This window comes from Vibrio sp. D173a, from assembly GCF_030248475.1.
Genome location: NZ_JAHGAH010001459.1, coordinates 1 through 766 on the forward strand (window position 1 = coordinate 1; position 766 = coordinate 766).

The following is a 766-nucleotide window of genomic DNA, read 5'->3' on the forward strand; positions in this document are numbered from 1 at the left end:
CTGTTATCAAAAGCTTGTATTAAACGTTTCGCGATTAGACTTTTCGCGATACCAGGAGGACCAAGCAAGAAAACACTCTCCCCTGCGAGTGCAGCTAATAAACAAAGTTTGATGGTGTCTTCACGTTCGTAAACACCGTCAGATAAAGCCTGAGCAAGCTTATTGATTCGTTCGGAGAGCAATGCTTTGTCAGCATGGGAAGATACAGAAGGGTTCATCACAGCAAAACTCCGGAAACGTTCAAGATAATTATGATTGTAGATATGTTTTTATACATTTGTTAGCACTTTGTTACAAGTGTATTTTTTTGTTGAGTCGCATTTATATCAGATGGTTAGGTTGGTAATTTTGGTGTAATCAAAGATTCCAAATTTGAGAATAGAGTCACAATGTGTGATGAGTGAGTGTGAACCCATTCGGAAATTTTCTTTTATTTTCGACATGTTTGGCGTTAAGGTGGTCGACGTCTTATATATCCGACAATTGGCAAGGAAAGTGGCTACCACTGCATGAAAACAATAATCCACAAATGGAAGAGCATCTCACTTGTAGAAGAGAGTGTTACATTACCTACCGGGGCTTCGATAACCCATACCACAACCCAACATCCCGGCGCAGCCGTCATACTCCCAATCACGTCCGAAGGAAAGGTCATTCTAATTAACCAATTTCGACCTTCTCTTATAAAATGGATCCTAGAGCTTCCCGCAGGAACAACGGAAGCCGGCGAAACGCCGTTAGGTTGTGCCCAGCGAGAACTAGACGA

Annotated in this window: 1 protein-coding gene and 1 pseudogene; one reads left to right on the forward strand and one right to left on the reverse strand. The window is 42.0% G+C overall.

All coding sequences use genetic code 11. The features are described from left to right. Positions 1–218, reverse strand: a pseudogene (locus KIV40_RS34060) (AAA family ATPase); the annotation flags it as partial. Positions 219–509: 291 nt separating this feature from the next. Here KIV40_RS34060 and KIV40_RS34065 point away from each other — a divergent pair. Continuing rightward, positions 510–766: NUDIX hydrolase (locus KIV40_RS34065; protein ID WP_285353863.1), on the forward strand; the 257-nt coding region annotated here is incomplete at its 3' end.